Source organism: Methylocystis sp. MJC1 (assembly GCF_026427715.1).
Taxonomy (GTDB): Bacteria; Pseudomonadota; Alphaproteobacteria; order Rhizobiales; family Beijerinckiaceae; genus Methylocystis.
Map to the genome: position 1 here is coordinate 19681 of NZ_CP107559.1, position 21535 is coordinate 41215.

16 protein-coding genes and 12 pseudogenes are annotated in these 21535 nt (G+C 60.4%); 16 read left to right on the forward strand and 12 right to left on the reverse strand.

Features of this window, described 5'->3' with window-relative positions:
* Window positions 1-148 precede the first annotated feature (148 nt).
* Window positions 149-373: pseudogene (locus OGR47_RS18940) on the forward strand (IS6 family transposase); the annotation flags it as partial.
* Window positions 374-399: 26 nt separating this feature from the next.
* Here OGR47_RS18940 and OGR47_RS18945 read toward each other — a convergent pair.
* Both OGR47_RS18945 and OGR47_RS18950 read right to left on the reverse strand, forming a co-directional pair.
* Window positions 400-638: pseudogene (locus tag OGR47_RS18945) on the reverse strand (GDCCVxC domain-containing (seleno)protein).
* Window positions 639-872: 234 nt separating this feature from the next.
* Window positions 873-1151, reverse strand: coding sequence for an IS6 family transposase (locus OGR47_RS18950; protein ID WP_165055913.1), 279 nt, complete (start codon window positions 1149-1151; stop codon window positions 873-875).
* Window positions 1152-1456: 305 nt separating this feature from the next.
* Here OGR47_RS18950 and OGR47_RS18955 point away from each other — a divergent pair.
* The 8 genes and pseudogenes from OGR47_RS18955 to OGR47_RS18990 form a co-directional block, all read left to right on the forward strand.
* Window positions 1457-1705: pseudogene (locus OGR47_RS18955) on the forward strand (Rieske 2Fe-2S domain-containing protein); the annotation flags it as partial.
* A 69-nt stretch (window positions 1706-1774) separates the two neighbouring features.
* Entirely contained in the window at window positions 1775-2989 is a 1215-nt protein-coding gene (locus OGR47_RS18960) for an NAD(P)/FAD-dependent oxidoreductase (protein ID WP_246729878.1), read from the forward strand.
* A complete protein-coding gene (locus tag OGR47_RS18965; RefSeq protein ID WP_165055910.1) occupies window positions 2989-3390 on the forward strand; it encodes a DUF488 domain-containing protein in 402 nt (133 codons plus the stop codon). The genes OGR47_RS18960 and OGR47_RS18965 overlap by 1 nt, the downstream gene beginning before the upstream one ends.
* A 65-nt stretch (window positions 3391-3455) precedes the next feature.
* Entirely contained in the window at window positions 3456-4079 is a 624-nt protein-coding gene (locus tag OGR47_RS18970; RefSeq protein ID WP_165055909.1) for a DUF2231 domain-containing protein, read from the forward strand.
* A gap of 52 nt (window positions 4080-4131) precedes the next feature.
* Window positions 4132-4509 (forward strand): hypothetical protein, encoded by a 378-nt coding sequence (locus OGR47_RS18975; RefSeq protein WP_165055908.1) that lies wholly within the window; start codon window positions 4132-4134, stop codon window positions 4507-4509.
* On the forward strand, window positions 4506-4772 hold the full coding sequence (locus OGR47_RS18980; protein ID WP_306792348.1) for a DUF1971 domain-containing protein: 267 nt from the start codon (window positions 4506-4508) through the stop codon (window positions 4770-4772). The genes OGR47_RS18975 and OGR47_RS18980 overlap by 4 nt, the downstream gene beginning before the upstream one ends.
* Window positions 4773-4863: 91 nt before the next feature.
* The gene (locus tag OGR47_RS18985) at window positions 4864-5517 is read left to right on the forward strand and encodes a hypothetical protein (RefSeq protein ID WP_165055906.1); all 654 of its coding nucleotides are present in this window, start codon (window positions 4864-4866) and stop codon (window positions 5515-5517) included.
* An 83-nt stretch (window positions 5518-5600) separates the two neighbouring features.
* Window positions 5601-5732 (forward strand): annotated as a pseudogene (locus OGR47_RS18990) (IS6 family transposase); the annotation flags it as partial.
* A gap of 310 nt (window positions 5733-6042) precedes the next feature.
* Here OGR47_RS18990 and OGR47_RS18995 read toward each other — a convergent pair.
* The 5 genes and pseudogenes from OGR47_RS18995 to OGR47_RS19020 all read right to left on the reverse strand — a co-directional run.
* The gene (locus OGR47_RS18995; protein ID WP_165055904.1) at window positions 6043-8817 is read right to left on the reverse strand and encodes a tetratricopeptide repeat protein; all 2775 of its coding nucleotides are present in this window, start codon (window positions 8815-8817) and stop codon (window positions 6043-6045) included.
* A gap of 82 nt (window positions 8818-8899) precedes the next feature.
* Window positions 8900-9271: a succinate dehydrogenase, hydrophobic membrane anchor protein gene (gene sdhD, locus OGR47_RS19005; RefSeq protein WP_253948141.1), complete on the reverse strand. Its 372-nt coding sequence runs from the start codon at window positions 9269-9271 to the stop codon at window positions 8900-8902.
* 19 nt (window positions 9272-9290) lie between these two features.
* Entirely contained in the window at window positions 9291-9692 is a 402-nt protein-coding gene (sdhC, locus tag OGR47_RS19010; protein ID WP_165055900.1) for a succinate dehydrogenase, cytochrome b556 subunit, read from the reverse strand.
* A gap of 22 nt (window positions 9693-9714) precedes the next feature.
* Window positions 9715-10553: pseudogene (locus OGR47_RS19015) on the reverse strand (succinate dehydrogenase iron-sulfur subunit).
* 673 nt (window positions 10554-11226) lie between these two features.
* A pseudogene (locus OGR47_RS19020) lies at window positions 11227-11999 on the reverse strand (lyase family protein); the annotation flags it as partial.
* On the opposite strand from OGR47_RS19020, the pseudogene istA reads away from it, so the two are divergent.
* The 3 genes and pseudogenes from istA to OGR47_RS19035 form a co-directional block, all read left to right on the forward strand.
* A pseudogene (gene istA / locus OGR47_RS19025) lies at window positions 11925-12917 on the forward strand (IS21 family transposase); the annotation flags it as partial. The pseudogenes OGR47_RS19020 and istA sit on opposite strands and share 75 nt — an antisense overlap.
* A gap of 11 nt (window positions 12918-12928) precedes the next feature.
* Window positions 12929-13675 carry an IS21-like element helper ATPase IstB gene (istB, locus tag OGR47_RS19030; RefSeq protein WP_165056380.1) on the forward strand — a complete coding sequence of 249 codons (747 nt, stop codon included), beginning with the start codon at window positions 12929-12931 and terminating at the stop codon, window positions 13673-13675.
* A 145-nt stretch (window positions 13676-13820) separates the two neighbouring features.
* Window positions 13821-14042: pseudogene (locus OGR47_RS19035) on the forward strand (hypothetical protein); the annotation flags it as partial.
* Between the two features lie 203 nt (window positions 14043-14245).
* On the opposite strand, the pseudogene OGR47_RS19040 reads toward OGR47_RS19035, so the two are convergent.
* A pseudogene (locus OGR47_RS19040) lies at window positions 14246-15401 on the reverse strand (IS4 family transposase).
* A gap of 555 nt (window positions 15402-15956) precedes the next feature.
* Here OGR47_RS19040 and OGR47_RS19050 point away from each other — a divergent pair.
* Complete coding sequence (locus tag OGR47_RS19050) at window positions 15957-16133, forward strand: hypothetical protein (protein ID WP_165056297.1); 177 nt, start codon at window positions 15957-15959, stop codon at window positions 16131-16133.
* Window positions 16134-16136: 3 nt separating this feature from the next.
* On the opposite strand, the pseudogene OGR47_RS19055 reads toward OGR47_RS19050, so the two are convergent.
* Together OGR47_RS19055 and OGR47_RS19060 are read right to left on the reverse strand one after the other, a co-directional pair.
* Window positions 16137-17708: pseudogene (locus tag OGR47_RS19055) on the reverse strand (ISL3 family transposase).
* Window positions 17709-17982: 274 nt separating this feature from the next.
* The gene (locus OGR47_RS19060; protein ID WP_253948142.1) at window positions 17983-18354 is read right to left on the reverse strand and encodes a hypothetical protein; all 372 of its coding nucleotides are present in this window, start codon (window positions 18352-18354) and stop codon (window positions 17983-17985) included.
* A 217-nt stretch (window positions 18355-18571) separates the two neighbouring features.
* Here OGR47_RS19060 and OGR47_RS19065 point away from each other — a divergent pair.
* Window positions 18572-18703: pseudogene (locus OGR47_RS19065) on the forward strand (IS6 family transposase); the annotation flags it as partial.
* 86 nt (window positions 18704-18789) lie between these two features.
* Here the strand turns inward: OGR47_RS19065 and OGR47_RS19070 are convergent.
* Window positions 18790-19203 (reverse strand): annotated as a pseudogene (locus OGR47_RS19070) (IS6 family transposase); the annotation flags it as partial.
* Window positions 19204-19284: 81 nt separating this feature from the next.
* Between OGR47_RS19070 and OGR47_RS19075 the strand changes: the two are divergent.
* A complete protein-coding gene (locus tag OGR47_RS19075) occupies window positions 19285-19965 on the forward strand; it encodes an IS6 family transposase (protein ID WP_216697963.1) in 681 nt (226 codons plus the stop codon).
* A 311-nt stretch (window positions 19966-20276) separates the two neighbouring features.
* Here OGR47_RS19075 and OGR47_RS19080 read toward each other — a convergent pair whose 3' ends face one another.
* Complete coding sequence (locus tag OGR47_RS19080; protein WP_165056365.1) at window positions 20277-20615, reverse strand: hypothetical protein; 339 nt, start codon at window positions 20613-20615, stop codon at window positions 20277-20279.
* A gap of 427 nt (window positions 20616-21042) precedes the next feature.
* Between OGR47_RS19080 and OGR47_RS19085 the strand changes: the two genes are divergently transcribed.
* Window positions 21043-21468, forward strand: coding sequence for a hypothetical protein (locus OGR47_RS19085; protein WP_165056367.1), 426 nt, complete (start codon window positions 21043-21045; stop codon window positions 21466-21468).
* Window positions 21469-21535: the final 67 nt, after the last annotated feature.

A 21535-nucleotide genomic window follows, 5' to 3' on the forward strand; every position in this document is an offset into this window, starting at 1 on the left:
AGAAAAAGCGCGACGAGGCGCGACGCTTGGTTGAGATAACAGGCGGGATAGCCCCTCGTTCCAACTGTGAACGCCGTCAGTCGGGCGATATCACGTTACCCGTCGGATAGGGTTCGGTGCGCCATTTCGGCATCATGAACCCTCGCCCGTGAGCTACAAGCGCCACCGCTTCCCCCTGCAGATCATCGCCCACGCCGTGTGGCTGTATTTCCGGTTCCCACTCAGCCTTCGTGTCGTCGACGAAATGCTGCTCGAACGCGAGATCGTTCTCTCCTATGAAATCATCCGCCGCTGGGCCATGAAATTTGAGACCGATTACGCCCGCCGCCTGAAGCGCAAGAAGCCCGATCGGCGCGACGTCTGGCATCTGGACTGGTGATTCCGATTGATGGCGCCCCCCTAAAACGAGATGAAGGTGCCGCAGCCCGCCGGACGGGTCATGCCTGGCGTGACGTGACCATGCTCTCTCGCCTCCTGGATCGGCGGGCACGGCAGGTCCCCGTAGGAGCAGAAGAGCAGCAGTCCCAAGCCTTTGACTTGAGCAGTGCGCCGCAGCCCTCGCACTCATAGAAGAACTGGCAGGCATCGGTCGGCGTCGTCTCAGCCGATTCGTGTCCGCAGGATGGGCAAGTGTCGATATGAACTGAGGCGGTCGTCGAACGCCATCAGCAAGAACAACATGCCGAGGACCCGCATGCTGTTGAGGCGTGAGGGCCGCCTCTTCTCGAAGAGGATAGGTCACCGCAGAGCATAGTCAAATTGGCTCGGGAGGCATACGAACGGGCCTCGGAGGGCGGTCCTACGGACATCGGCGTAAATTTTCGGACCGACAACGGCGCGTCTCAGCCGATAAGGTCCAAATTCAGCAGTGATCAGGGTTGTGTGACGTCGCGCCAGCCTTGTCGACCGCCCGAAGACCCGATCGCAGGCTTGCAAGCACGGAACTGCTGTTCCAGCAAGGGAGTGCATTTGACCACCCAGCGATTGAGCGCCGAGTGGTCGACCTCGACGCCGCGCTCTTCCATCATCTCCCCAAGTTGCCGATAACTGATCGGATGGGCCACATACCAGCGGACGCCCCACTGGATCACGTCGCGTTCAAAATGCCCTTGAAATCGATCATCGCACTCGCTCGCCGGACTCGTTTCCATCGATCATAGCCCGGGCGCTGGTCGCGTAAAGTGTGCGACGAAGCCAACGGACGCCTCGTTGCGGCGTTGCTCCATTAACCTGACCGTGCCCCCGCACCCCGATATCGGCGGTTCTGGAACTGTCCGCCAGCGCTGGGCGTTGGACTACCAACGGGACGGGTCGCTTCTTCGGTCCCGGAATGACAACATTTTTGCCGGCATTTCTATGCAGGCGCGGCGGTGTCGACTCATTGAAAAGTAAGCGGCCTGCGACAGCTACAAGTTCTCTAGACCGATCCAGAACAAAAGACGCGACATGGGCTCCTATGAGCGAAGAAAACGCAAAGCTGAGAGGACAGAACCTAACGCCTGCCATCGAGCTCTCGACCACCCCTGATGGAGCCCTGCTCCTGGGGCACCCCGAACGCGAGCCCGTACTCCTCGCTGGGCGTGGCGATGAGATGTTCGTCATCGGCGCAATCCGCACGCACTACGATGCTCCGCTTGAACAAGGCCTTCTCACTGGCGACACCGTCCGATGCCCTTGGCATCATGCCTTCTTTCGCCTCCGCACCGGCAAGGCTCTCCGCCCTCTCCGCGCGCCCGCGTTAGACCCAGTTTCCCGCGGGCGCGTCGAGGCGGCGGTGCGCGACGTGACGCGCCAGTTCATCCCCGTGGACGAGCCGGTCGGTGCCGTGTTCGCTCGGGAAAAGCTGGAACCCTGGAAGCCGCAACCGCAGCGGCCATCAGTTGGCCTGCCCAAATCCTCGAGGGCTATACCGGCGAGCGCCGGCGAGACGCTGCCCTGCGACCGGCCAAACCTTTCGAAAGCGTATCTCGCCGGCGCCCCGCCCGACGCGTCGAACGTCCTCCGGCCGGCGAAATTCTGCACGCAGCACGACATCGAATTGCGCTTGGGCGCCTGCGTCCCCGAGGTCGATACGGCAAGCCGGCGCGTGCACCTCGCCGATGGCGGTCTCCACGACTATGATGCGCTCCTGCTCGCCACCGGTGCCGAGCCACTCCGCCTCGACATTCCCAGCGCCGCCCTTCCTCATGTGCGCTACCTACGCATGTTGGCGGTCAGTCGCGGGCTCGTCACCGAGGCGCTCGTCATCGGCGCGAGCTTCATCGGCTTGGAGGTGGCGGCGTGGCTCCGTGGCCGGAACATCGAAGTGCGGGTGGTCGGGACCGAGACGGCCCTGATGGAGAAAGTCCTCGGATCAGGGGTGAGAGATTATCTCCGGAGCCTCCATGAGAACCATGGCCTGACGTTCCACCTCGGCACGACCGCCACCGCGATCAATGACGACGCCGTCACGATGAAAAGCGGCGAAAACCTCCCGGCCGACCTTGTCGTTATAGGAATGGGCGTCTGGCCCACAATCTCGTTGGCGCAGGAGGCGGGGCTCGCGAGCAATCGTGGTGTTGCCGTCGACGAATATCTGGAGACGCGCGCCCCTGGGATTGTCGCCGCCGGCGACATCGCCCGCTGGCCGGACCGGCTTTCCGGCGAGCACATCCGGCTCGAACACTGGGTGGTCGCCGAGCGCCAAGGGCAGGTCGCGGAGCACAACATTCCGCGCCGTCGCGAGCGCCCCGACTACGTTCCGTTCTTCTGGACCGAGCAATACGACTTCAGCCTCGCCTATGTCGATCGCGCGGAGCGATGGGACGAAGCGGAGATCGAGGGCTCGCTCGAAGTGAGGAACTGCCGGCTCGGCAGCCGGGAGCTTGCCAACGCTTTTGTTCATCGGGACCACGACGGGCTGCGCGCGGAGCTCGAGTTTGAGCAGACGATCGCGGCCGGCGAAGTCGACTCGCAAGGCACAGCCTCCTACTCGACGGAGCGCCGCTAATGGCCGCAAGAATACTCGCCGCCAATGTTCGCCTGAAGCGAGCCTACGAACCCGTGGACGCCGAAGACGGCACGCGAGTCCTTGTCGATAGATTGTGGCCGCGTGGGGTGTCGAAGGTAGATGCGGCTCTGGATCAATGGATAAAAGAGATTGCTCCCAGCACCGAGCTACGAAAATGGTTTGGCCACGACCCAGCTCGCTGGGACGAGTTTTGCCGCCGCTATAGTGCGGAGCTGCACCAGAATACCGAGCTACTGAGCCAGCTGCGTTCGCTCGCGCGACAGGGTCCCCTCACGCTTGTTTATTCGGCCCATGACGAGGTTCATAACGACGCGATCGTGCTCAGGGAGGTTATTCTAGGCCGCCAGATACCGCATCCGCCTGAGACGGCGCCTAGGTAACCTAGACCGCGCGAAGTAGGACCAGAGCGTCGTCGGTTTCGTCGCTCATTCGAGGAGGCTACACCATGGCGATACGCCTGCAACAGATGCATCCCGCTCTCGTTCACCTGCCCATCACGCTCCTACCGCTGGCGGTGGGCGCCGACGTTGCTGGGAGCGTGACTGACAAAGAGTCCCTTCTGTCCTTCGGGCAGAAGGCGATCTGCGTTGCCGCAGCAGGCGCCGTAGCCTCCGCTGTGACCGGGTTGATCGCCGGGGAGGAGGTCAACGTGGAGGGCGCCTCGCAGGATATGCTGATCACTCACCGGAATCTGAACTTCATCGCCACCGTCGTCGCCAACAGTATGGCGCTGTGGCGACTCAATCATCGAAAGCCGAATGCGGCCTATCTCGGCGTTGGCCTCGCGGGCGTGGGCGTCCTGGCCTACACCGCCTACATTGGCGGGAAACTCGTCTATGACATTGGGGTCGGCGTTGAGCCAGCCCACGGAGTTTACAGGAGCGATGCGCCGGCGCTGAAGTCCGGGCAGGTCGGTTCGTTCCTTAAAACGGCGGGAACGGATCTCGTGCATGGCGTGCAGCACATGGTCCAGGAGGTGGCGAAGGGTCGACTGGTCCCCACGATCATGGCCTCGCTTCGTAAGCAGTCGGAGGTTCCCGAACGGTCAAAGGTCGGAACGCCGGCGTGAGCCGATCGACAGGGCGCATCGACGTCCTTTCCTTGCTCCAGGAAGTTTCTCTATGCCCAACCAAAATCCAGGCATGCAGAGTGCTTCAGAACTACGCTTGAAAGCACTTTCACGGTGGGACAATGAGGGAGGTGCGGGAGCTGACGGCCCGAAGGAGGAAGAAAGCACCGTCAAACTCCCGCCCGAAATCCCCAACCTGACTGACGCCGAGCTGATTCAGCTCCGCATCCGCGTGATCGCGCTCGAAAACTTGCTGATCATGCTCCTCGCGGAAGGGCCCGATCGGCAGTTGGAGCTCGCACGCGAAATGGCGGCCTACATCTCTCCACGATCGGGATTCACCCATCACCCGCTGACCACGCAGGCGGCGAAGCATATGGTCGATCTCGTCGATCGGGCTATCCATTACCGAACTGTAGACCCCTCATGACCGCGCCGCCTGCACCCACGTCCGCAAAGCCCGCCGGTGTTAAACGAGGTCACTTTTTCCGCCGGACTGCGCCGCGAACATCGCACCAAGTCGGGCGCGAGGGCGTCATCGGCGTGCTTGAAGGATGCCTGCGCTATCAGGTCCTCGACCCGAGCTCCGAGGTGATCCTCGAGCCCGGCTGTCCGGGGCTGATCCCTCCCCAGCAACCCCATCTCATGGAGCCGCTCCGCAACGGGTGGCTCACCTTGCATTTCTATGGATGACCGCATGCCGATTTGAGAGCTTGCCAGGATGGGAACATCCGCATCACGATGAAGGAAGCAGCCGCATACCATGGATCCGAAGGAGAGCATCGTGAAACTTCAAAAGCACTCGTTGGCCGTCCTCGGTTTCGCTGGTGTTTTGACCGGCATTGCGGGAGCGTCCGGCGTCCACGCCGCCACGGTGGATGCAACTTACAAAGCCGAACTATTACCTCTCAACGAGAAGATGACCGGGTCCGACGCCCGCGGAGACGCGACCTTCACGATATCCGGTGACCGTCTGACCATTCGGGTGACCGCCAAGGGCGTGGCCCCGGAGATGGAGCATCTCCAGCACTTCCACGGATTTAATACTGGCGACAGAACGTCCCGATGCCCGTCGTCGCGCGATGATAAGAATGGCGATGGGGTCATTGATATGGTCGAAACCGAGCCCGTCGCAGGGACGACCATGGTGCCATTCCATGATGATCCGGCGAGCATGACGATCGTCAACGACACATATCCTAAGGCTGGGTCAAACGGGTCCTATTCTTATGAGAAAACGGTTTCCCTGAAGGCGCTGGAAGCTGCATTCGCCAAAAAATTTCCCGGCCAGCAATTGGACCTCGACCAACGCGTGGTCTTCCTTCACGGCGTTTCGACGGCAACGAAATTGCCTGCAACAGTCGCATCGCTTGACGACATCCCAGCGCAGGTGACGCTACCAATCGCCTGTGGGCCGATAAGGAAGATCGCGGAATGACCTGCCGTTCGGGTGGGACGGCTCGAGTGCGAACGGCGTGAGCGGCGCATATGAGGGGAGAGACACGAAGACGGGCGGCCGCGATGCTGAGTGTGGACGATCTTTTTAAAGGTCGCCATTTTGACCGGGAAATCATCGTGCTCTGCGTGCGCTGGTATCTCCGATATAAGCTCAGCTACCGGGATCTCGTGGAAATGATGGCCGAACGCAGGTTGCCCGCCGCCATTCGCCGCGCGCATCGCGCCGGCGCCTTAGCCGCTTGACGCGAGATCTCCCGACCCGACCTCGCCGCATGAAGGCCGTGCAATTCGCGCCCACGTAACCCAAATGCATTAACTTGACGGTTCCTTTTTAACCGAAACTCACTGACCGCGCTTTCTACGAAGGCGGTCGAAATCGGCGGCCCGCCATGGCTCCCAGGACGGGTGCGGTTCTGCACCATGCCGGCAATCGAGGGTGCCTCAAGCGCGCTTATTCTCCAGCAAGTTGACAGTGCCTTTAATCCATCGAATCGTTCACGAGCGATCAGATCGGCATGCGGTAGCCATAGAATTCATGGTCTTCATTATAGCCGCCCTGACCTGCGCCAAGGTCGACGAAGTCGTGCACGAATTCAATCGCCGTGATCCACTTGACCATCTTGAAGCCCAGTTCATTCTCGCATCGTAGCCGCAAGGGCGCGCCGTGCGGGACGCTGACCGGCGCCCCGTTCATCTCATAGGCGAGAATCGTCAGCGCGTGGCGCATGTTCTCAATTTTGTGGACGTCGTAATAGCGGCCGCCATCGGCGCCATCAGCCAGCGAGAAGAACACCGCATAGCGGGCCTCAGGCATCGGCTTCACTAGATCCAGGATCTCGCGCATGGGAACGCCGCCCCACTTGGCGACGCCCGACCAGCCCTGGATGCAGAAATGCGTTGTGATCTGCTCCTGTTTTGGCATGGCCTTGAGGTCGACTAGGGAGAAGTCCCGCGGGGCCTTGACGAGGCCGCCGATCCGCAGCCTGTAGCTGGCGAAGCCGTCCGCCACGAGATCATCGAACTCTTTGGAATTGGGCATCGTACCGTTCAGCCAGAAGTAGGGCGATATGTCCTTCTCGGTGAGCTGCGAGCGCGGGTCCCAGCCTTCGGCCAGCCCCTTGATCCAGCCGATCATGAACGCTCCGGCGCGCTGCACCAGACGGGCGTGCCTGATGGTGTAAGGCGAGGCCGCGAGCCAGGACGCCGCCAGAATGGCCATCGCCAGCACGAACAGCGGAAATCCTTTCCAGGATGCGTCGTCAACGCCCCCGAACATATGATTGGTGTTCTGTCTTATGCCGGTGACGAAGACCATCGCGCCATGCGCCAGGATGAAGGCTACGAACCAGGCGAAGGAGATGAAGTGCACCGACCGCATCGCCTGCCGGTTAAACAGCCGGCCAAACCAGCCCAGCGTATTGGAGATTGCTGGACTCTGCATCAGGCCGGTCATGATCGAGACCGGCGCGGCAACGAATATGGTGATGAAATAACTGAGTTGCTGGAGACCATTGTAGCGGGTCCAGCTATGATCGACGGGGAAGTTCAGCGACGCATATTGGATGGCCGTTGAGAGCGCGGCCGGGAACACTTCCCAAGTCAGCGGCACCACCCTGCGCCATTGATCGGTTGTAAACAGCAGCGCGTAAAAGATGACGCCGTTGACTAGCCACAGCAGGTTGATCGAGAGATGCCACCATCGCGCGAGCCCAATTGTATGGCGCAGGCCCGGAATGCCGAGCCACATCGGCAACGTGACGGAGTCATCCTTGGCGGTCCAGATGCGCCCCTTCGGCACGGGAACCTGGAACCGAAACCAATCGGTGCTGGGGGTGCAGTCGCGGCCCCAGTACAGCCGCGGATGGTCGGCCAGGATCTGGAGGCCGGCCCGCATGATGAAAAGCATGAAAAACATGTTCAAGAAGTGCTGGAGCTGCAGCCACCAGGGGAAGCCGGAGTCGACCGACGGCGCCGACTGCGCGATGCCGGGATGCTGCTGGATGAAGGCCGCCACGCCGGGAAGCTCGCGCAGGCTCTGAGCCAAAGCGATCAGGCAGAGCAGCGCGGCGGCCGCAATGGGCAGGCCCCACAAGGTATTGATCCAGCGGCGGCCGATTCGGATCCGTGGCGCGATCCCCTGTTGTGGGGCCATCCAGTGGTTGAGGCGGATGCGATCGTCGGCATCACTGAGCTTCGCGCGGAGGGGCTCGGGTAAGCCAGACGTGGAAATGGTGGGCGCTGCCTCTGCCGCATGCAATTCCGATTTCGTGCGGATGCCTCTCATTCGTTTGAACCAAAAGAACCAGATGAGGAAGATGAAGGCGATTAGAGCGAGTCCGCCGACAATTACGATCAAGCGAGCCGAAGACGTTTTCGCCGCAGGCGCGGCCGGGGTCGTCGGAGCCGCGGCGGTTGGAGGCGCGGCGCTCTTGGCGATGAGCCTGTTCACTTCATCAAGGGCTTCTTTCGCCGAGGCAAGTCGCAGATCGAGCTTCAGCGCGGCTTCGAGGTCTTGCCTGGCGTGCTCGAGATCCTGCTTGCCGCGATAGGCGTTGGCCCGGTTGAGGAACGCTTCCGCAAATTTGGGATCGAGTTCGAGGGCTTTGCTGAAATCGACAATGGCGCGGTCGAGGTCGCCCCTGGCCTGATAGATGACGCCGCGATCGACACGTAACGAGGCGGATTTCGGGTCGAGCTGTACAGCAGCGTCGAAATCGGCCAAGGCCTTATCAAGATTTCCCTCGGCCCGATAGGCCCTGGCGCGGCCGCCATGAGCTGCCGCCAAATTCTTGTCGAGCCGCAGCGCCTTGTCGTAATCCGCGACAGCGCGCTGGAGATTGTTCTTCGCTTGATACGCTTCGCCTCGCCCATAAAAGGCCGCTGCGGATTTCGGCTGCACCGCGATGGCCGCGTCATAATCGGCGATCGCGTGGTCGAACTCGCCTTCTGCGCGATAGACCGACGCGCGCTCGATAAGGGCGAGAGTCGATTTCGGATTGAGGTACAGCGCCCTCTCGAGATCAGCGAGGGCGCGATCGAAGTCACCCTTGATGCGAAAGGCGGCACCGCGGTTGATATAGGCTGCGATCTGGTTGCGCTTGGTTTCCCGTTTCCGACCGGCGATGACCTCAGTGCAGCTGGCGATCCGCGCATCGAGATCGGCGTCGCGACATCTTGCCCAGCGATCGCTCTCGGCGAAAGCTGCCACGCTGAGAGAAACGCAAAACAACCCAGCGAGCGCCGAGCAAGAGAATGATTTGCGTGACGTTCTCGAAGTCATGATGCAATCCTCTTCGGCAGAAAGAAGCGCATCCTATTGGCGTTGCGAACGAGGGTTGACGGTGTCACGTGACGTCTTTCGATCAACCGATAAAAGCGATGTGCAGGGTGGCCATGATACCCGTCACGGCGAGCGCGAAGCAGCCAAGACGCACCGCCACTATCGCTACGAATTTGGTCCTCGAATGGACGTAATCCTCGATCACGACCTGTAAGCCAAGCGCGGTGTGATGGAACAGAGCGATCAGAAGCAGGATCATCAGGGTGGCGGCGAGAGGTGTCCTCAGCCAGGCGATGAAAGCGGCGTAATTGCTGCCAGTATGCGCCATGATCGACGCGGCGAACCACAGCGCCAGGGGCACGAGGGCGACGGCTGAAACGCGCTCCGCCCACCAAGGTCCGGCCCCCTCCTTAGCCGAGCCGAGACCAATCGCACGAGCGAGGGGCGAGCGCATGCTCCGATGGTCCATGGCTCTACCCTGCCATCAACAAGCTAACGGCCCAGGCCGCCATGGTGAACGCGATGCTCGCCGCCACCACCACCCATCCCGAAAGGTAGATCGATCGAAGCTCGAATCCGTGGACAGTGTCCCAGACCAAATGACGGATGCCCCCGCAGAGGTGTAGGAAAAAGGCGAAGGTGGCCCCGAGCAGCATGATCTGGCCGATCCCGGACGCGATGGCCCCCTGGACAGCGGTGTAGGCCCGCGGTCCCGTCGCAGCCGCCACGAGCCAGATCACCAGCACAACGGCACAGACGCTCAAAATATTGCCGGTGATCCGATTAAGGATAGACAGGACCGACGTGAGCTGAGGTCGATAGATTTGCACGTTCGGAGAAAGCGGTCTGGGCCGTTTTGCCGTCGGACTGGACATTTGTCGATTTCTCCCCTGGCGGTCAGCTTCGGCGCTCGATCATCATCTTCTTGATCTCGGCGATTGCCTTTCCGGGTTCAGGCCCCTCGGACAGGTCCGGGTGCAGTTAAGTATAGTGTGGCACCGATATAGCCGGAACGGATCTTCAAGGTCGTCGAGCCGCGCGCCAGTCGCCTCGTCTCGACTGTCAGCTAGCCAGCGCCAAGCTTGCAGGAGTACGGCGGGTCCTAGAAAGCGATCCCCGTTCCACCAATGGCTTGGACAGCCTGACGTGCAGCAGAAGCAGAGAATGCATTCGTAGTAGCCATCTACCTTGCTACGCTCCTCCGGCGACTGGAGCCGCTCCGTCTCGGGCTCCGGCGTCTTCGACTTGAGCCAAGGCTCGATCGCCGCATATTGGGCGAAGAGGTGCGTCAGATCGGGGACGAGATCCTTGATGATCTCCATGTTCGCCAGCGGAAAGATTGTCGCCGGGGTGGCCAGGTCGGAAATGAACCGCGTGCAGGCAAGCCAGTTCGCGCCATCTATGTTCATCGAACAGGAACCACAGATGCCCTCACGGCACGAGCGGCGGAAGGTCAGCGTCGAGTCGACCTTGTTCTTAATCCAGAAGAGGGCGTCGAGGACCATTGGCCCGCAATCATCGAGATCGACTTCGAACGTATCGAGGCGCGGGTTGCGGTCACAGTCCGGATCGTAGCGATAAATTTCGAATTTCTTTACGCGCTTTGCTCCTGCGGGCGCCGGCCACGTTCGTCCTCGCTCGATGCGTGACTCGAGGGATACGCCGAAGTTTTTCGGTATCGGGAACCGCTTCAGCAGGGTGGCGCGTGGCACTTGATCCGAGAACTCGATAATCATGCATTTCGCTTTCGCTGGGCCGCAGTTAATGGGCCGAGCTTGCGCACGATACGGGAACGTAGCGGCCGAAGAAGTCATTCGACGGATGTTGAATCGAGTTCTCGCCGCGTCACGACATATGGGCGCGCGCCCGCAATGCGTCAATTTCGTGATTCCTGCATGGACGCCTCCCGCAGGCCTATGGGGGATGAACGACAAATCTATCGGCGGTGTTCATCACTACTGACCGCAGCCGAGCGCAAACAGCAATACAGAACGGCGGCTTATCTTGTGCGAATGGGTGATCCGCATTAAAGCCGCGTCATCGTTCTTTTCAAAGCCAACTCAATCACTCGCCATCAGCCTTGGCATCAGGCGAATTCGCCAATTCGCGCCAATATCATCCAAGATGTCGATATCCAGTCGGGTGAAATTCCAGGCTAGAGCTTACGACTTTGAGATCAGCGATAAGCGATCGTGGCGCAAACGTCGCCAGGGCGGCCGCTCGCAAGGCTTTGCTGCTCTGCGTAGGCATCGATCGCGGCGCAGGAGGCGCCCTCAGTCCGATGTTTGATGATGGAATGTTGGAAGTTCTGTCGCAAATTTTGCGTGAGGGCGAGATGGAGGACAGCAGCCCTCTCGAGGCTTACGCTGCGTATTACACCGAAACGGATGCGGCGCCTCGCTGGGCAGATCAGCTTCCTGAGCCGCCATGCCCAACCATTGTTCTTGGGTCGACGATCTCGTCGAACCGATTCTCGTCGATGGCCCCAGAGCGCAGCGCAGCCTCCTTGAGGGTTAGCCCCTGGTCGTTGGCCTTTTCCGCGATCGTGGACGCCTTGTCGTACCCGATCACGGGGGCGAGCGCCGTCACGAGCATCAGCGAGCGACCAAGCATTTCATCGATACGATGACGATTCAGCCTGGTCTCCTCCACCGAGAAGCGCCGCAGCTTGTTACAGGCGTCGCCGAGGATGCGGGATGAGTGGAGAAAGTTGTTGATGATGATGGGGCGCATAGCGTTAAGCTCAAATTTCCTTGGCTTCCGGCGAACGCGACCGCATTATCCTCGCCGATAACCTGTATGCAGACCATCACCATCGCCTCCTGCTGGGTTGGGTTGACCTTGCCGGGCATGATCGAGGAGCCTGGATCGTTCTCGGGCAAGATTAGCTCGCCGAGGCCGCAGCTCGGACCCGAGGCAAGCCAGCGCATATCGTTGGCAATTTTCATCAACGCAACTGCGAGGCTGCGCACAGACGCCATCGCGTGGACCATCGCGTCCAGAGATCCTTGCGCCGCGAACTTATTGGGCGCCGTGACGAATGGACGACCAGTGAGCTCGACGATCTTCGATGCGATCTCCCGGCTGAAGTTTGGCGGCGCGTTTGCTGGACGCAGACGCTTCCCGACTGGATCGACGCCCACGTCGGCGCGCTCGAGGCGATCGGCGGCGTCCCGCAGCTCATCGTGCCGGACAACGCCAAAACCGCCATCGTCAAAGCCTGCTTCTACGACCCGCAGGTCAATCGCACCTACGCCGACATGGCGATGCATTACGAGACGGCGCTTTTGCCGGCGCGACCCAGAAAGCCGCGCGACAAGGCGAAGGTCGAATCCGCGGTGCTGATTGTCGAACGCTGGCTACTCGGCAGAGTGCGCCGCCGGACCTTTTACAGTCTGGCGGAGGTCAACGCGGCGATCGCCGAGATGCTCAAAAATCTCAACGAGGAGCGGCCCCTCCGCCGGCTTGGCGTCACCCGCCGCCAATTGTTCGAAGAGATCGACCGCCCGGCGCTGAAGCCTCTGCCAATCGAGCCCTATGAATATAGCGAATGGCGTCTGCGCCGCGTCGGCATCGATTATCACGTCGAGATCGACGCGCACTATTACTCCGTGCCCTATCGCTTCGCCCGGGCGGAGGTCGAGGCGCGGCTGACCGTCCGCGGCGTCGAGATTTTTTGCAAGGGCGAGCGCATCGCCGTCCATTTGCGGATGAGCGGCAAACGCAAGCACACGACAATTCCCGAGCACATGCCCTCCAGCCATCGACGCTATGCGGGCTGGACGATCGAGCGCATTCGCGAGGACGCCCGAAAGATCGGCCCGGCGACAGCCGCGCTCTGCGAGCAGATTTTGGAGGCGAGGCCCCATCCCGAGCAGGGCTATCGGGCCTGTCTCGGCGTCGTCCGTCTCGCCGGCTCGTATGGGATCGAGCGCGTCGAGGCCGCAGCCGAACGCGCCATCGCGATCGGCGCCAAGACCTATGGCTCGATCAAATCCATCCTCGACAACAAGTTCGATCGGAAGCCCGCGCCAAAGCGCGCCGCGGACGCGGCCCCGATCCTCCATCAAAACATCCGTGGCCCGCGCTATTATCATTAGGAGACGCCGACTTGCTCAAACATCCGACGCTCGACCAGCTCCACGCTCTCGGCCTTTACGGAATGGCCAAGGCCTTCGCCGAACTCGCTGAGGCGCCTGAAGCGAATGGACTCGACCGCAACGACTGGCTCGCCCTACTGCTGGATCGGGAAGCCTCCCTTCGGCGCGACAAACGGCTGACGGCGCGGCTGCGCGCCGCCAGGCTCCGTCAACAGGCCAGCGTCGAAGACGTCGACTATCGCACCGCGCGCGGGCTCGACCGAACTCTGTTCCAAAAGCTCGCCGAAGGCCAGTGGATCGACGCCCACGACAATTTGGCCCTGGTCGGTCCGAGCGGGACCGGGAAGAGTTGGCTCGCCTGCGCCATTGGCCAGAAGGCCTGCCGCGACAATCGCTCCGTCGTCTATCACCGCTGGCCGAAGCTCTGCGAGGAACTGGCCCTCGCGCGCGGCGATGGGCGCCATCCGCGCTTGCTCAAATCCCTTGGTCGCGCCGATCTCTTGATCCTCGACGACTTCGGCCTCGAGCCGCTCGACGCTGGCGCCCGCCACGATCTCCTGGAAATCCTCGAGGAACGCTACGGGCGTCGATCGACGATCGTCACCTCCCAGCTTCCTGTGACAGCCTGGCACGACGTCATTGGAGACCCAACTTACGCCGACGCCGTTCTGGACCGCCTCGTTCACAACGCGCATCGTATCGAACTCGCCGGCGAAAGCTTACGCCGCACGCGCGGCAAACAGGCCAAATCGGCTTGACCCAAAACCAGAACAGGTGAGACAAATCTCGTAGGTCAACGAACGCGGCGCCCGGGCGGGATCATTCCGTTACCGGGGGGGCGCCATTATCCCGGAATCCCCGGGCGGCATTATCCCGTTACAGACGGGCGCCTTCGTCGGAATCCGCATGCTCATCATCAGCGCGAGCTCGGTGGTGCGTTGGGCCGCGGGAAAACGAGCGCCTGCGGGTTCGTGGCTTGCGAGCATGATCGCACGCAAGCCAGCGATGCTGGTGAGAGTTGCATTGGCTAACAAAATGGCCCGCTTCATTTGGGCGCTGATGAACTTACCGAGCTCCGGTCGTGGTGTAAACTTGCTCACGATCGTGGGGCTGCCGGAGGCGTAGCAGGTCAAACGGAAAGTATGGCGCAATAATCGGCGAGATGGGATCGGAAAAACCAGTTTGCGACGGAGTGTTTAAAAGCAGCGGTTCTGATTTGGACTCGATCCGTGAACTCCCATACGGGCCCGCGGCGTGTGAACCGCTGCATTTGCGAGGCCGGACAAATGGCTGCCGACTACGCGCCATTGCGATCCTCAAGCATCCCCTCATTTTTGTCCCACGGCGAGCACGGCGGCAGTCACAGAGTTTTCCATGATCAACGCCTGGAAGCGCTCGATGAGCGCGAGCAAGCGCGGCTCGGGCATGTTGGGGATGGCGTCGTAGTAGAGGCAGCCCTGGTTGAAGAGGGAATGCACGCGCCGCTTGACCGTGTTGCTCTTGAGCAGACGGTCCATGCCGAGCGCTTCGCCAGCGCCGCCGAGCAGCGTCAGCAGCATCACCGCGATGGCGCTGAGGAGCAGCAACCGGTCGCGCCGGCAGGGATCGCCGACGCGCGCCGTGCTCAGGCCCATGCCGAAGCGAAGGTCCTTCGTGTCTCTGAACCGGGGTTCTATGCTCCAGCGACGAGAGTATAGGTTGACGATCGCGCTCGACGTCGCCTGACCGTCGCTCGCCGCCAGATGCCAGGCGTCCTTCATGCCCTTGGCGTGGACGCAGACGACCGCGCCGACCTTTTGCTTCTCCCGCGAGATCTCGGCATTTGCAAGCTTGCGCGCTCGCCCACCGGCGTTGACCCAGTCCTTGGCGCGGCGCGTCTCGCCGTTGGCCGCGGTGACATAAGTGTCACCGCGAAAGCGGATCACGTAGCCGAAGCAGAGTTCCTCGAGAAAGCCGAACAGCTTGACGTTGCCAAAGCCGCGGTCGGCGAGGATCGTCACCGTCGTTCCCTCAGGCAGCAACTGCTTGAGCCGCACGAGACACGAGTCCTCGATGTCGTTGCGCGTTCCTGAAAGCTCCGCCTTGAACACGGAAAGCCACAACAAAGGCTGCGCCCGTCCGTGCCGTGACGAGGCTCAAGACAAGCGTCGACTGATCGTCGGCGTCGAACTCGGTCCAGTCCATGGCGATGGCGAGATCTCGGCTCGCGCCGACCGCCTCTTTAATCCAAAGCGGGAAAAGTTCTCAGACGTCTATGCCTTGGTTGCTCAACAGACGGTCGACCTGCTTGATCGCATGCTTTGCGGCCTTGCCCCGCGCCTGCGCAAGCGCCTGACCGACGAGCGCGACCGCGAGCGACGCGCTCGTCATGACGCCGAGCACGGCGTTCGATACAGAGCAGACACGCTTGACGTGCAGGTCCGAGCCGAACACGGTGGCGAGGTAGTTCTCAATGAATTCAAGCCGTTGCGTCGCCGCCCGCATGCCCCGCGATCTCCTGTCGATTCGTTAACGAACCGTTTCGCGAGCCCGCACGGCAAAATTTAGTCGGCTCCAAAAATGAGGGGATTCATGAGATTGCGATCCAGAAGATATTCCTTGCGCCGAAGCGGGCGTCCACACATGTCCCAAATTTTTTCTTGGCCGAGACAAGCTGTTATTGCCGCTTCCTTTGAAGGGCTTATCTACATCTTGTCACTCGCGTGATCAGGTGAAGTCCTCAAGGGAGTCGGATATGTTTACGAAAATTCTATCAGCAACTTTGGTCGCCATCGCTGTGGCTTTGGTCCCAGCTGCAGCATCAGCGCATGGGTGCCATCATCACCATCACCATCACCATGACATGGATAACAATGGCAAGACCGATAACGGTAGCAAGTGATGCCACTCCGCCGCTGACGACGGATTAGGCAAGGGATAGACGATGCCCGTCGCCAGCGGTTGCCCCACGACTTGAATAGCCTCGCAAAGTTCAATGCTGTCCTAGACCAACAGGCCCGACCTGGGTTTTTCAATCTCCTGTATGGCGCGGCAATCTGGATGAGAGTGGCGCGACAAACAGGGATGATGCTTTTCCTGCACCATGTCGACGCCACCATGCTGGAAACGGTGTTCTACGCGCCCAAGCGCGCCGCCGTGCCCGGGGTGGACGGCATGACGTGGAGGGCCTACGAGCAGGACCTCAATCTGGTTCTTCCTCACTTTCTGTTGCAGTGACGGCTACACAGGAAGCAGGCGGGCCCGGAGGAGTTCTGGCCCCGCTCGTCCATACATCGTTCGTTTGAGTGCCTTCAGGCGATTGATCTGTCCTTCTGTCTGGCCGTTGCTCCACGGCTCAGTGTTCGCATTTCTTACCGCGTCGATGTCTCTCTGCGCCGTGCGAGAGAAACGCTGCATCGCGTACATACCCGATTTCTGCGCGTCTTTCAGCACGCGCCGAGCTTGCTGGCGCTCTTGCTTTTAAGCTTGCCCCTAAAGCGCATGGCGAGTCGACGCATCGTCGCGAACTCTGGCCAGTCCTTTCCCATCGCATCGACTTTTGCAGCTTGATTGACGGTCAACAATCCAGGCGACTTGATGCAGAGCGCCGCAGCCACAATCGGCGAGATTGAACGTCCAATTGCGGGATCGACAGGTCGCGGATTCGGAACAGCCGATGTTGCCCTCGCCGTCTTGCATTTCGGACTGCACCATTTCGCAAAAACCGCTCGAGGTTTGAAAAACTGCTTGTGTAACCGCGCACGTTGATTTCTGGAAAAGGTGACGGCCGCGCACGCAACCTTCTGACCACCGGCGTGATAGAAAATCTTCGAAATGCCGCGGGGACGTCGTCTTTGGCGCGGCAGTGCTCCGTTCGGGAAGCGCTTCGGCACGAATCCATTTCGCAACCGTGCGGCGATCGAACCCCGTCTGTCGCGCAATATCCATCACATTTCGACCCTCCTTGTGTAGCGCGCGAACCCGATTGAAAGCCGCTTGCCTTGAACGCTCGTTCGCTACTCTGGTGAGGCGGCGGTGCTCAGCGCCGCCGTACTTATCTCTCACGCTGGCGACCTCTCCGCCGTCCGTCGGCAACAATGGACGCGCGGAAAACCCTGCTGTACGGCCGAGTTGCGCCTGAACGGCATCCCGCAGGTTCTGCCGGTTCTGCAGGATATGAAAGCGGTCGGCGAATTTCGGCGAATTGCCGCGCCTGCGGCGCGCCCTCGTGCGCGCCTTGGGCGAACGAACCGCAGCGATCTCGGCTGATGATCTCGATGCCAGGATGCCGCTTGAGCCAGTCGGCGGTCATGCCTGCGGCGCGTTCGGGAAATAGATCGAGCACCTCCCGTCGCTCCAAGTCCACGAAGATGGTCCCGTAAGTGGAGCCCTCGCGCCACGCCCAATCTTCCACGCCCACGACGCGCGCCGTCTCCTCCGAGCCGCGCGCCTTCACTCGTCGTTTGAGACAGCGCAGTATCGTGTCGTCGCTGGTCGGCATGCCAATTCGCTTGATCAAGCGCTCTCCGGGACGCCCGCCGACGCCATGGCCCAGAAGATAAATGATTTCGGTAGCCCGTTCGGTGCGGCGCGCTCGAGGCGCCGCGACCTCGGACAGTTGCGCGGTGAACGTCTTACGCTCGCAGGCTTCGTTTCGACACAGCCAGCGCTGGAGGCGAAGCTTCACAGCGACAGGGGCGCCTTGCGCGGGCAGATCTTGTAGATGGCGCTCGTGCCAGCCGTGGCGGCGTGTTGATCGCCTTCCACAGTCTGGACAGAGACACCAGACCCGACGGCCGCCGCCGAAATCACCCATTGGCTGCCGAGTCGCTTGGCGTCCAAAATGCGTATGCCCTGCCCGAGGGACCAAATCGATTTTCTAGCCACGCGGCCAAGCTATGGCCTCTCACCCAGTCGATGAAGAGCGCAACAGAAAGTGAGGAAGAACATTGAAGTGCCCCAGCAGGCACTTCAGTCTAATCTACGCCACTGAAATATCTTTTGAAAAGATGAGCTGTTATTTAAAAGAGCTACCGACCCGCGCCGCTCGCAATGGGGCGATAATTGCGGGTCGGATGTCGTTTTATTAGCAGCCCCAGACCCAACCAGCACCGGGGTCCCACTGCCAGCAAGAACTGCCGCCATACCCACCGCCGTAGCCGTAGCCCGTGGCCCCTGCGATTCCCGCGCCCAGAACTCCAGCTGCGGCACCCGCAACGCCAGCCGCGGCACCAACCGCCGCGCCAGGGAGGCCGTAGCCGCGGCGATAATAACCACCGTAACGTGGATAATAACCCCGGCGATAGCCCCTATAGTAAGCTTTTTCGAGCGACGCATTTACGCCGACGCTCGTTGGACTCGCGGCGCTCATGGGGCCGCCAAAAACTTCGGCCGGTAGAGCCGCGAGCGCGGTCGCTCCGCACAACGCGGCAGCGACAATTTTCACACTCTTACGCATTTTCGACCTCCGTTTTTCGGGCGCGCGCTGGGTCGATCCCCTGCCCCCCGTGCGCAAGCCGAGCGCTGCCTCTGTGTCCGAAACTGGATAACTAAGCCCAAACCTGAAGCTGTCGAGACCCAAGCCGACACAAGTCCCTTTAGTTTTCCGGGATCCGTCGCAAATTTTTTCCTGGCCGAGGCTTGGCATACAATCGCCAAAAGATATTTGGCGAGGCTTTCCTCTCAGCTTGCGCATAGTCGAGAAAATGCTCGCAATGCGTGGCATTGACGTAACTCACGAAACGATACGGCGATGGGCCGAGAAATTCTGCCGCGATATTGCCGGTGAGATTCGTCGCAGCGGGGCGGCAAATGGCCGATGTCAGATTAACTCAAGCGGGTCGCAATTGTCCGGTACCGGTCGTTATTAAGCTGCGGGAACCGCGACGGACCTCTACTCCGCCATCGCCGTGAGGCGATGCAGATGAGCGGCGATTGCGGTGCGGCGTGATGGTGGGGAGGGAATGAAGAGGTTGCGGACCGCGGAGAAAATCTCGACGAATCTTTGCAGTACGCTCCACGATCGAAAGCCTTGCATCGCTCGTTCTCGCTTTCGAATAGGAACATGCGAATTTTCAGCCCGGTTGTCGAGCCCCTTGTGCTGACGATGTTGGACTGTCGGCATGATCTTGCGCCCGGCGGCGCCGTAGGAGGCTAGTTTGTCGGTGACCATACGTTTGGGAGGACAGCCTTGCTTGCGCAAAAGCCGTTCCAACAATCGCTTGGCGGCCCGTGTGCTGCGGCGGATTTGCACGATTTCGTCGAGGACATAGTCGTCTTGATCGACAGCGCGCCAGAGATAGCGCTTTTCGCGGTTCTGTTGCGTTAGCGGAGGCGGCGCGGTTTGGGTAAGCTGTGGGCCCGCCCAACACCGTTTAGATCGGCCCCCATGATCGACTTCAAAGGACACCGCTTTGAAAAGACCGTCATCCTGCTTTGTGTCCGTTGGTACCTCGCCTATCCCCTAAGCTACCGAGACCTGAAGGACATGATGCTCGAGCGGGGCGTTGAGGTTGACCATTCCAACATTTACCGCTGGGTCCAGAAGTTCACGCCGCAGTTAGAGGCCGCCTTCCGGAAAGGCGAGAAGCGGGCGGTCGGCAACAGTTGGCGGATGGACGAGACCTACATCAAGGTCAACGGTCAGTGGAAATACCTCTACCGAGCCGTCGACAAACACGGGCACACCATCGACTTCTTGTTGGCAGCCCATCGCGACAAAAGAGCCGCTCTGCGCTTTTTCAAGAAAGCGGTGGGGCAACACGGTCTGCCGGAAAAGATCACGATCGACAAGAGCGGGGCCAATGCCGCAGCCATCGAGGCGCTCAAGGAGGAAACGAGCCAAGAGATTGAGATGCGGCAGAACAAATACCTAAATAACATCGTCGAACAGGACCACCGAGCCGTCAAGCGAGTGGTGCGGCCGATGCTCGGTTTCAAATCATTTCGCTCGGCCCGAACCACCTTGCAAGGTATCGAACTCATGCACATGATCAACAAACGCCAGATGATTTCCAATGCGGGCGAAAATCTTTCCGTCGCAGAACAGTTCTATTCGCTAGCCGCCTGAAACACCCCCGAGGAGCAACCTGACTACACTCTAAGGAAATTAACGCAACAGAACCGAGCCCTTGTGCCAAGCCCAATCATCGACGCCCACGATCCGCGCCGTCTCCTCTCGAGCCGCGTGCTGATCAAGCGAATTGGCATGCCGATCAGGCTGTGTGATATCAGACAACAACTCTGCGGGCCTGGATCTTGTTGCGAGCTCGGACGCGAAGAGGCTCGAAAGCCGAAGCGCGCTACGCTGCGCAACCCCAACAGCCATTATGGCTCCCCCGGGCGAACCCGGGGCTAGCGAGACCGAGCAGCCTCGCCGTATCATTTTTTCCGGAACGGGCACCAGTTTTCCAGTATCCCGTGGAACGAGTGGAGCATCTCAAAAGTGTTGACTGTTTTGCCGTCAGGAGACTTGGCCGCAATCTGCTCCAGGACCGGGCCTATTTTGCTAATGGCGTCTTGCTGCACCTCGCTCAAGGCATCTTCAAGAGTCGGCCATGGTTCCATGCCCGAAGGCAAACGCCAGCCAGGATGTGGATCATAAACAATCCCGCTCAAGGCGGCGACGATGATCTGTCTGCCCTGTTCAGATATCTTCCCATCCGTGCAAGACTGCCACTTGCTAATTTCCGCATGGATTCTCTCTGAGATATCGGCCACGGCGCCACTGTTGGTCAGAGTGGATAGACGCTAGTCGCCACGCCCAGCGACGACGAGCGCGGATTATCTGAAGCCCCCAGATAAGTCCGCTAGGGAGTTGTGGGCGCGTGGCCTAAACCATTTGAGGGGGAGCCACAACCTATGCAGAATGGACCCTACCTGAGCTTTCCCGCAACTCCATAAGAACAAAGCAGCATTAGTGCGGCTTTGTTTCGTGCTGGGGATGAAATATTGCGCTTCGGTCAAAGGTTGGTGATCGCTATCCCTCTCTTCAAGCCAGGGCCGACCCTCGGAACGGTGGAATGGGCGAAGGGGACTCGCGTTCTCCCTGGCGCCCTGGAGGCGACGCAAAGGTTGCGCGGAGACACGCATGAAACGGGGACTTAGACGACCCCTCGGGAAAAGGTCATTGCCGCGAGGCTAACGCGTGAGTTTGCAATGCTACCAAAATGTCAGGGATGAAAACGATCTACGCAGCGCCATATTAAATCGCATGACGCAAACGAAAAGACCCGTAATCGACGCTAACCCTAAAGCTGTAGAAAGTTGGGACAACGAGGGTGGCGCTCCGGCTTCCGGTGACCGATCCTCGGAATTTGCGACGGCGGAGCCCAGCGGCTATGGACAAATCAAGGCGGATATCGAGGTGAGGAAGATCGAAGAACACCCGAGTGGACGACTGCTTTACATTATTTGTATGCAAGCCCCCGATGGAAGGATAGAATTTCCGATTGCGGTATCGAATGAAGGAATTGCGGCTCAGAATGAAGCAGCTGCCCTTCGATCCGCGCTTCGTCTCGCAGAGAATCTAGCTGAATCCGTTCGGCGGCGTCTTGGATTAGAAAACATCTAGATGGCGTAACGGGCCGCCGGAGGCTGAGGCTTCGCGGAGGAGTGGTCATCCCCCAGAATGGTGGTGT

Bases quoted from the DNA above. Each gene is read 5' to 3' on its own strand.
- OGR47_RS18950 (WP_165055913.1), bottom strand. From the start codon at position 1,151: ATGGAAACGAGTCCGGCGAGCGAGTGCGATGATCGATTTCAAGGGCAT.
- OGR47_RS18965 (WP_165055910.1), top strand. From the start codon at position 2,989: ATGGCCGCAAGAATACTCGCCGCCAATGTTCGCCTGAAGCGAGCCTAC.
- OGR47_RS18970 (WP_165055909.1), top strand. From the start codon at position 3,456: ATGGCGATACGCCTGCAACAGATGCATCCCGCTCTCGTTCACCTGCCC.
- OGR47_RS18975 (WP_165055908.1), top strand. From the start codon at position 4,132: ATGCCCAACCAAAATCCAGGCATGCAGAGTGCTTCAGAACTACGCTTG.
- OGR47_RS18980 (WP_306792348.1), top strand. From the start codon at position 4,506: ATGACCGCGCCGCCTGCACCCACGTCCGCAAAGCCCGCCGGTGTTAAA.
- OGR47_RS18995 (WP_165055904.1), bottom strand. From the start codon at position 8,817: ATGACTTCGAGAACGTCACGCAAATCATTCTCTTGCTCGGCGCTCGCT.
- sdhD (WP_253948141.1), bottom strand. From the start codon at position 9,271: ATGCGCTCGCCCCTCGCTCGTGCGATTGGTCTCGGCTCGGCTAAGGAG.
- sdhC (WP_165055900.1), bottom strand. From the start codon at position 9,692: ATGTCCAGTCCGACGGCAAAACGGCCCAGACCGCTTTCTCCGAACGTG.
- OGR47_RS19050 (WP_165056297.1), top strand. From the start codon at position 15,957: ATGAGAGTGGCGCGACAAACAGGGATGATGCTTTTCCTGCACCATGTC.
- OGR47_RS19060 (WP_253948142.1), bottom strand. From the start codon at position 18,354: ATGCGTAAGAGTGTGAAAATTGTCGCTGCCGCGTTGTGCGGAGCGACC.
- OGR47_RS19075 (WP_216697963.1), top strand. From the start codon at position 19,285: ATGATCGACTTCAAAGGACACCGCTTTGAAAAGACCGTCATCCTGCTT.